Source organism: Streptococcus sp. DD13 (assembly GCF_001578875.1).
Taxonomy (GTDB): domain Bacteria; phylum Bacillota; class Bacilli; order Lactobacillales; family Streptococcaceae; genus Streptococcus.
Window position 1 is genome coordinate 74,628 of the sequence record NZ_KQ969508.1, and the last position, 8,523, is coordinate 83,150.

Annotated in this window: 11 protein-coding genes and 1 pseudogene; 6 read left to right on the plus strand and 6 right to left on the minus strand. The window is 41.1% G+C overall.

Annotated elements, in window-relative coordinates:
• Both STRDD13_RS08625 and STRDD13_RS07550 read right to left on the minus strand, forming a co-directional pair.
• Positions 1-1,057 (minus strand): ABC transporter permease (locus STRDD13_RS08625; protein WP_067103632.1); only part of this gene is annotated, 1,057 nt, incomplete at its 3' end.
• On the minus strand, positions 1,054-1,791 hold the full coding sequence (locus STRDD13_RS07550) for an ABC transporter ATP-binding protein (protein WP_067103633.1): 738 nt from the start codon (positions 1,789-1,791) through the stop codon (positions 1,054-1,056). The genes STRDD13_RS08625 and STRDD13_RS07550, both read right to left, overlap by 4 nt.
• Before the next feature lie 60 nt (positions 1,792-1,851).
• Here STRDD13_RS07550 and STRDD13_RS07555 point away from each other — a divergent pair, with 60 nt between their 5' ends.
• Both STRDD13_RS07555 and STRDD13_RS07560 read left to right on the plus strand, forming a co-directional pair.
• The gene (locus STRDD13_RS07555) at positions 1,852-2,265 is read left to right on the plus strand and encodes an HIT family protein (RefSeq protein ID WP_067103635.1); all 414 of its coding nucleotides are present in this window, start codon (positions 1,852-1,854) and stop codon (positions 2,263-2,265) included.
• A 1-nt stretch (position 2,266) separates the two neighbouring features.
• Positions 2,267-2,575 carry a hypothetical protein gene (locus STRDD13_RS07560; RefSeq protein WP_067103637.1) on the plus strand — a complete coding sequence of 103 codons (309 nt, stop codon included), beginning with the start codon at positions 2,267-2,269 and terminating at the stop codon, positions 2,573-2,575.
• 35 nt (positions 2,576-2,610) lie between these two features.
• Here STRDD13_RS07560 and STRDD13_RS07565 read toward each other — a convergent pair whose 3' ends face one another.
• Genes STRDD13_RS07565 through tsaE form a run of 3 tightly spaced genes read right to left on the minus strand, consistent with a single transcriptional unit; the run spans position 2,611 to position 4,752 of the window.
• On the minus strand, positions 2,611-3,789 hold the full coding sequence (locus STRDD13_RS07565) for an LCP family protein (RefSeq protein ID WP_067103639.1): 1,179 nt from the start codon (positions 3,787-3,789) through the stop codon (positions 2,611-2,613).
• Positions 3,786-4,316 carry a GNAT family N-acetyltransferase gene (locus STRDD13_RS07570; protein ID WP_067103641.1) on the minus strand — a complete coding sequence of 177 codons (531 nt, stop codon included), beginning with the start codon at positions 4,314-4,316 and terminating at the stop codon, positions 3,786-3,788. The genes STRDD13_RS07565 and STRDD13_RS07570 overlap by 4 nt, the downstream gene beginning before the upstream one ends.
• Entirely contained in the window at positions 4,309-4,752 is a 444-nt protein-coding gene (gene tsaE / locus STRDD13_RS07575) for a tRNA (adenosine(37)-N6)-threonylcarbamoyltransferase complex ATPase subunit type 1 TsaE (RefSeq protein WP_067103643.1), read from the minus strand. The genes STRDD13_RS07570 and tsaE overlap by 8 nt, the downstream gene beginning before the upstream one ends.
• Positions 4,753-5,021: 269 nt before the next feature.
• On the opposite strand from tsaE, the gene STRDD13_RS07580 reads away from it, so the two are divergent.
• The 4 genes and pseudogenes from STRDD13_RS07580 (at position 5,022) to STRDD13_RS07595 (ending at position 7,412) form a co-directional block, all read left to right on the plus strand.
• Positions 5,022-5,660, plus strand: a complete 639-nt coding sequence (locus tag STRDD13_RS07580; protein ID WP_067103645.1) for a TipC family immunity protein — start codon at positions 5,022-5,024, stop codon at positions 5,658-5,660.
• Between the two features lie 246 nt (positions 5,661-5,906).
• The gene (locus tag STRDD13_RS07585) at positions 5,907-6,419 is read left to right on the plus strand and encodes a hypothetical protein (protein ID WP_067103646.1); all 513 of its coding nucleotides are present in this window, start codon (positions 5,907-5,909) and stop codon (positions 6,417-6,419) included.
• A 53-nt stretch (positions 6,420-6,472) separates the two neighbouring features.
• A pseudogene (locus STRDD13_RS09010) lies at positions 6,473-6,585 on the plus strand (site-specific integrase); the annotation flags it as partial.
• Between the two features lie 188 nt (positions 6,586-6,773).
• Positions 6,774-7,412 carry a TipC family immunity protein gene (locus STRDD13_RS07595; protein ID WP_067103648.1) on the plus strand — a complete coding sequence of 213 codons (639 nt, stop codon included), beginning with the start codon at positions 6,774-6,776 and terminating at the stop codon, positions 7,410-7,412.
• 243 nt (positions 7,413-7,655) lie between these two features.
• Here STRDD13_RS07595 and STRDD13_RS07600 read toward each other — a convergent pair.
• On the minus strand, positions 7,656-8,523 hold an 868-nt coding region (locus STRDD13_RS07600; RefSeq protein ID WP_197457183.1), incomplete at its 5' end, for an NCS2 family permease.

Consider the following 8,523-nt stretch of genomic DNA (forward strand, 5'->3'; position numbering starts at 1 on the left):
TTTCCCCCCGTTCGTCAATCACTTTTTTTACCTTTACTGGCAGGTAAAGCTGATTGAGTAGGGCCTGTAAGACTAAGAGGCACAGGCTATACAGAGGATGGGCCAAAACAAAGAATCCTAAGATCACTTCTATCCCCACAAAGACATAGGTTACCAAGCGAATCACGTCTATCAAGCCTTTTCGTTTGTCCTCTTTTTCTAGTGGATACAATTGTGTCAAATATTGATAATCATAGACCTTAGCCAGAGAGGCCAATTGAAACCACATGAGATAGTTGAACAAGGCTGCCAGAAGAAGAGCCAGCCAAGAGGTGGACACGAATGTAAGGACCAGCAAGGCAAGCACAAAGAGGCGAAGACTCATTCTCCAGAAATCTCCAGATCGAAAAAAAGCTCGTCGATAAAGGTAGGACCATGTTTTACGAGACCGTTGATCCAAAAGGCGTAAAACACTGTCCAGATAAGACCGTCTCTTTACCGTACTCGTCATCCCTTTGACATTGGTAAAAAGAGCAAAAAACTGTAAAATCCGCTGCTGGCGCTTCTTTTCCGTCTGAATGACACGGTCCCATTGAAAAATCCCGTTCTGCTCAAAAGTCCGAACCTGCCCCCAATGATAGAGGGTTTTGAGGATGAAAAGTAGCAAGAAATACAGGAGGATCCCCCACAGAGGTATCTGTAGGCGCAAATAAAGCGGAAGGAAAATGAGTTGCCCCAGCAATTGCAAGATATTCCATAAAAGGATTGCCCAGATGGTGGAGCGTTTTACCTGCCTTTTCACCTCTTCTTCCTTGGCCAGAACAAAAAAAGGATCGGCTGCTTCCAAAAATGTTGCTGGATGCCCAAGGAGTAGGAAAAAGACACTCACAAAAGCCAATAAGGCATAAATCCCAACAGGATTTTGAGGAAAATTCACTAAAATCTGACGATATTGATAGGCTAAAAATCCCAGTAACACAAATAAAATAAGGACAAAATGATCATTTAAGACATAGCGAAGATAGCCAAGACAGCGAAGATGAAAAGCGCGACGCCGTTTCTTGAAAACCGTTCTCATGCTAGCACCTCATCATCCATGGTTAGGGAGAGGTAAATGTCATTTAAGCTCGCTGCTTCCTGCCCCAACTCCCTTCTCAAGGTCGCTAAGTCTCCTTGAGATTTGACCTGTCCCTGATGCAAAATCACAAAACGATCACACATTTTTTCTGCTGAATCCAACACGTGGGTCGACATTAAAATGGAAGTCCCCTGCTTCTTCAGTTGACTGAGTAGCTCTGTGAATTGTTGGATGGCTAAGGGATCCAATCCTAGAAAGGGCTCATCGACAATCAAAAGCGACGGCTCAACCATCAATGCCGAAATAATCATGACCTTCTGCTTCATCCCTTTTGAAAAATGAACCGGAAACCAGTCCAACTTATCATCCAATCGAAAGAGCTGCAATAAGTCCATAGCCCTTTTAAAGGTGTGGTTCCAGTCCAAATCATAAGCCATCGCGACCAATTCTAAGTGCTCTTTTAGGGTTAGCTCTTCATAGAGGCTTGGGGTCTCAGGAATGTAGCCCATCTTTTTCCGATAGGCTGTCGAGTTGGACCGCAAGGTCAGCCCATCCACTTCTATGGTCCCAGCATACGGACTTAAAAGACCGATAATTTCTTTAATCGTCGTGGATTTTCCTGCACCATTCAGACCGATCAAGCCAACCAGCTCTCCATCACCTACCTTGAAACTAACCTCCTTCAAGACTGGGATGTTGGCATAACCGCCTGTAACATTTTGCAACTCTAACATGCATTTCTCCTATAATTTGTTATAATATATTATAACAAAATTCAGTAAAAGAGGTGTATTATGGACGAGTGTATTTTCTGTAAAATTATCGCAGGGGAGATCCCTTCCTCAACGGTTTATGAAGACCAAGATATCAAGGCTTTTTTGGACATCACCCAAGTCACCAAAGGGCATACCCTGGTTGTTCCAAAAACACATTACCGCAGCTTGCTTGAAATGGATGACCAAGCCAGCGCTCAGCTTTTTCGCAAAATCCCAATGATCGCCCAACATCTAAAAGACCGCTTAGGGGCGGCTGGGATGAATGTGATCAACAACAGCGAGGAAGCGGCAGGTCAAACAGTCTTTCACACCCATGTTCACCTTCTGCCTCGTTTTAACCAGGAAGATGGCTTGAAGATTCAATTCACAGCCCACGAGCCAGACTTCGAGGCTCTCGCTCAACTCGCACAAGAACTAAAAATAGGAGACTAACATGAAAATCCGTCATCTGATTGCCCTAACAGCCTTAGCTGGAACGGCCTATCACCTGTTTCAACAAAGAGAGCAACTCCAAGAAAAAATCAAGAATGGCAAAGAGCTGAAAGACCGACTAGAACGCTCTTCCAAAAATATCCAAGAGCAACTTCAGATTCTTCAGTCCTATCAAAAACCCCTAAAAGAGCTCGCACAAGACCTGCAATACAAGGTCCGTAGTTACCAAATGAGTATCGCAGGAAATCTACAAGAAATCCAACAAATCCAAAAGAAATACCTAACAGATACAGAAAAAGGCTTTGAGTAAACACTCAAAGCCTTTTCTTATTCAACTTATTGACCTTAGCCACCATTTTGATAGTAGACCGTTGCCGGCTCCTCCTGGCTTGGTACAAGGACTGTTGCATTGGGATCAACGACTCCCGTACTTTCAGGTAGATAAGTAGCAGAGCTATTGGCGGCAAGAACTACCTCTTTTGTATAGGCATCTTGTACTTCCACTTTTGATGGGAGACCAGAGCGCAACTCTGCTACTTGCACATTGGTCACAAGGACGTCCGAAGTGGGCTGGCCGATAGAGGATTTGATCGTATTTTGAATCGATAACACTTCCTCTGCTGTCGGAATCTGATAAGAAACGCCATCAATCATTTGCCCTTCTCCTACAAGGGAATAAGACTCGATTGTTTTGAGTGAATCCGCATATCCTAAAAGCACTCGGATCGTCTCGGTATTGATCGTCAAGTCGGTCTGGACATTGCTGCTGACCTTATCCATGATGGTCTTGTATTGGGTGATATTATCTACTTTTAACAGCTTTTTAAGCAGGGCTTGGATGACTTCTTGTTGGCGCTTTTGCCGACCGGTATCCCCTTCTGGATCATCATACCGCATCCGCGCGTAGACAAGAGCTTGTTTCCCGTTGATTAATTGCGGGCCACCTGGCTTTACGGTCGCTGTATATTTTGGCTCATGCTCCGAGATAGAGATGGTAATCCCGAGGTTATTCGTCACCTCAATACCATCCACCACATCCACCAAATCCATGAGTCCGTCCATATTGATTTCGACATAGCGATCAATCGTGATATCGAGCATTTTTTCAATGGTTGCCTTGGCCATGGCAGCTTGACCATAGGCATAGGAGTGATTCAGTTTTTCAATCGTCCCACTATCCGTTCCATTGGCATTGGCGATTTTGACCATAATATCACGAGAAAGGCTGACCATAGTCGTCTTTTTCGTTTTAGGGTTAATGGTCATCAAGATCATCGAATCGCTACGACCACCTTCCCATTTCCCACCTCGCGTTTCCTGGTCCATATCCACTCCCATCAGTAGAATGGTTAGTGGTTTGTCTGCTTCAATCGGTTCTTGCTTGGAGTTTTCTAAAATGTTCAGCGTCCCACCCATGGTAGTGTTGAAATAACCTGTAAAACTACTATAGTACCAAAAGACAGCTCCAAGTGTCATGGCCACAATAGAGGCTACCATCAGCGCAATTTTCTTTCCTAACTTCATACATCACTTCCTATCAATAGAGCCATGCTATAGAGGTCAAGTAAAACGCCATCGGCATCTTGAACCCCTCTTTTTTGAATCCCTTCTATCTCAAAGCCAAATTTTTGATAGAGGGCGACTGCTGCTTTATTTCTCACCTGAACAGTTAATTCGATCCGTCGAAGTAGATCCATAGTGGTGACCCAGTCAAGTGTCTCTTGCATCATCAAACTCCCGATTCCATAGCCACGAAAGGCTGGCGCAAGGACGATAAACACATCCGCGATATGATTGAGCCGACGCCCCTGCTTCCCCCGAAGGTGCAAGACCCCGCACAGCTGGTCATCGACATAGGCCAGAAGACATAACGAGGCTAGGGAGTGATAGCTCTCCTCTAAGATTTGCCCAAATCGCTCCAGATCATCTGGGAAATCAGACTCCTCCCATAAAATGAGATCCGTTTCTAGCGCCATCTGTTGTAAAAATGACAGCAAAACTGGTGCGTCGGATCCCACTGCTTCTCGAATGTTTAAAACTCCCTCAGCCATTGAGAACCTCTTTTGCTAGTGCTTGACTACGTGGACCATGTCCTATGAGGCGAATCTGCCTTTCTTGTCCTTGAGGAGTGATTTCGATTTCTAGGTAATCATTCAAAACACCTTCACCCAAAAGGTCTCCCCATTCGATCACTGTGACCCCCTGACCATACAAAAAAGCATCTAGGTCAATCGAGTCTGGATCATCTCCAATGCGATAGATATCCAAATGATACAGAGGGAGGCGACCTTCATATTGACGAACGATGGTATAGGTCGGGCTCTTAATCATCTGATGAATCCCCAAACCTTTGGCAATCCCTTTCGTAAAAGTCGTCTTCCCTGCACCTAGCTCACCCGTCAGTACCAGTGTGTCTCCTGCCTGGAGCAGACCGCCCAGTCGCTGACCAAAGTCTAGAAAGGCCTCTTCATTTTTACTACAAAACATACGTAAATTATACCATATCCTTTTGATCATTTCTACTCAACACTTATCGCACCGTATCAAAGAGCTTGATTTTATAACTGAACCAACTCTACTTGAGTGCTTACACAAAATGATTGACAGAACCAAATATCACGCTATATTAAATTTGTATCCCTAAATAATATGATAGAATATAAGTTGAAATATAACTTTAGAATAGGATCATAATATGGCGTCAGAAAAAATGAAATCTAGTCCGATAGAAGCTCCGGCTGCTATGAGGTGATCGGATGAAGAAGAGAAAATTTGTATTCTATTCGTTGCTAGTAGTTTTGTTCGTATCTTTCAGTGGTTTTCAGTACTATAAGCAGCAGCGGATTCACAATATTTTTGATGAAATATATTATGAGAAGAGTGATTACCAGAATATTGAATTTTTATGGCGTAAAAGTGTGCTTAATAATTTAAATGGTATCCATATTACGGATAATGATTCAAAGGATGTTTATATACATAGTGTTGAATACACAGCGTCATACTTGCCTAGAAACATTGGGAAATTAGGTTATCAATTCTATTTTTCGAATTATAGAGCACCTGAAGTTTTTATTTTTATGAGAATAAAACTCCCTGAGACAAAAAATACAATAAATGTAAGTTATACATATAGTGTAACAAATAAAAAAATGGAACGCTATATGTGGTATCAGGATGAGAAACATGTGAGATATTATCTACAGTCTCAAGTGGAAGCCTTTCTGGCAGAGCATGGAAAGACTGTTGAAGACATTCGCAAGGAAGCAGATGATGTACTCCGCAATAAAGTCCTAAAAGACTGGACCTCCATCTACTCCAGCCGCTTTAGCCCCAACAATTGGGGCGATGTGACCGTCAAGGATAGTTGGAGAGACGATTTATCGAAAAACTAGAAAAGAAGTGATTTCTTTCATAACAGAATAAGGTGAATTAAGTCAACGAGTTTTATCAGGCATTAGGGAATGGTCGTCAAGACAATGGCAAACAGACTTTAGAATACCTTATTGACAATGATACAATCGGTGGTAAGTATATTAAGCATGGAAAACGCTGGGATCTTTTGTGGCAAGCAGATACGCAAGATCATAAAAAATCAAAAGAGGATTTTTATGATTATTTAAAGAGGGGTGAAGTAAAAAATGTCGGTACTTAAAAAAGGAATAATCTTTCTATTATTAGGAGTGACTGTATTAGTATTTTGGTTACTCTTTATTCCTGATGAACTCCCTGCTCCAAATTTTTCTTCTAAAAACAAGATTGAATTAGTTGCGAGAATACTTGATAATCGCAATGCGAATACCATTAGAGAAGCTGGCTATGGGATTCCGTCAGACTCTGTGATAAGACGTTTGGGTGGAATAGACAAACTTGAGATTGAAGGTGATTTGAAATTGATTGTACGAGTGCCTAGTCAAGATGATAATAGAATCCTGATTACCTCTTCAACTATAATTGATGGGAAAAAAATAGATTTAGCCTACTCTTTAGATAGAGAATGGGGGTTAATACATTCAAGTTATTACTATACTGAGAAAGATGGGACAACAAAACGAGTTGAGATAAGTGAGACTCAGCAAAAAGAGCTAGTACAAAAAGTTCAAACAGAATTAAATCATTTCTTAGAAAAAATGAAGCAAAAATTGAAAGAGTAAAGAGTTATTGATACCCTAGATAAGCAAATTTATTCTTATATAGATGATTATAAGAAAGGAAATATCTTCTCCGTAAAAATTCAATCGAAAAATTGTTTGGAAATAAAAAGTCGCTCAAATTCGTGCGAGTGAATACCAAAGAATGATGAATAAATATGGTCAAACAGAAAATTTTTACAGAATTACTACCATATGAAATGAAATATGAGGACGGACCAGGAATGCAATGTCGTTTTAAATTACCTAATGAAAAACAGGGTATGGACTATCTCCAGAAAAAGTACCCAAGTACTTATAATTTCATTCGAAATATTGAAACAGGTAACCAAGAATTAACAGATATGAGGTGATCGGATGAAGAAAAAAAGACGACTACTTATTTCAATTTTTATAGCCTTGTGTTTATCTTTTGGTGGTTTTCAGTATTATAAGCAGCAACGGATTCACAATATTTTTGATGAAATATACTATGAAGAAAGTGATTATCATAATTTTACGTTTCTCTGGAATGGTCGAGCTTTTTATCAGTTAAAAGGTTTAAAAATCGTCGACAATGATTCTCAAGAAATTTCCATTCATTCTATTGATTATGACAGTGAGGATTTGCCAAATGCTATTCAATTTCTAGGTTATTATTTTTATTTTGGCTTTCAGGATATGACAAAAGTTGGAGTAGAAATGCGTTTGAGAATGCCAGGTTCAGAGACAACTATAAATGTAGAGTATCTTTACGATGTCAATAATCAACAATTAGAACGCTATATGTGGTATCAGGATAAGAAATATGTGAGATATTATAGCCAGTCTCAAGTAGAAACCTTTCTGGCAGAGCATGGAAAGACTGTTGAAGACATTCGCAAGGAAGCAGATGACGTACTCCGCAATAAAGTCCTGAAAGACTGGACTTCCATCTACTCCAGCCACTTTAGCACCAACAATTGGGGCGATGTGACCTTCAAGGATAGTTGGAGAGAGGATTTTTCGAAAAACTAGAAAATAGTTATTTCTTTCATAACAACAAAAGCGAGCCTAAATAAACGGCATCCCTTTATTTTACATAAGAAGTTCATTCTCTTTTTGCTACACAATGCAAAAGCCAAAAGCCCTATGTAACAAGCTTTAGAAGTATATTGAATCCAAATCCAAAAATACGTCGATCATATCAAAACGATCGGTCTAACCAATTATTTCCAGAAAAGAAAAGGAGTTTGCCCTGCGACAAACTCCTTTTTCTTCTTAAAAGATAGCCATACTGATGAAGTTTAAAATGAATAAAATATCTAATACCCAGATAATTCCATGAACTTCTTTGGCCTGTCCTTTAAAAACTTTGATCAAGCTAAATGTCAGGAAACCGGCAGCGATTCCATAGGTGATAGAATAGCTGAATCCCATAAAGATAGAGGTAAAGAAGGCTGGGATAGCTTCTGACATGTCATCCCAGTGGATATCTTTCAAGCTACCTAGCATCATGATTCCCACAACAATTAGAATAGGTGCGGTTGCGACAGAAGGAACAATCGCAAGCAAGGGGCTCAAGAAACTTGATAAGGCAAAGCAGATCGCAACGACCAGGGCAGTCAGTCCCGTCCGGCCTCCGGCACCAATCCCTGCAGCAGATTCTACGTAAGTTGTGACATTTGAAGTCCCTGCAATCGCTCCAACAGAGGTCCCTACGAGGTCAGAATAAAGGGCCTTATCCAATCCCTCTGACTCCTTGTTTTCCCCTGTTTTTGCGACGATCCCAACTTTTTCACCAGTCCCGATCAAAGTTCCAATCGTATCAAAAATATCGGTTAGGGAGAAGGCTAAAATTGCCATCAGGGTCTGCGGAAGGCGAGATGTATCCGAAAAAAGTGCCCCTATACCTTTTGGTCCTACGGCAACCCCGAAAATCTCTCCAAGCTGGCGAACAGCCGTCCCAAAACTATTTTCCGAAAAATTAATCGTAGAAAGTTTGACAAATCCAACGGCAATCGCTGCAAGAGTCGTTACCACAATCGATAAAATGACCCCTCCCTTGATTCCTTTCACAACAAAGAAAACAGTCACCGCAAGCCCAAACAAGGCTAGTAACACCGCAGCATTATTGAAATTTACCAAT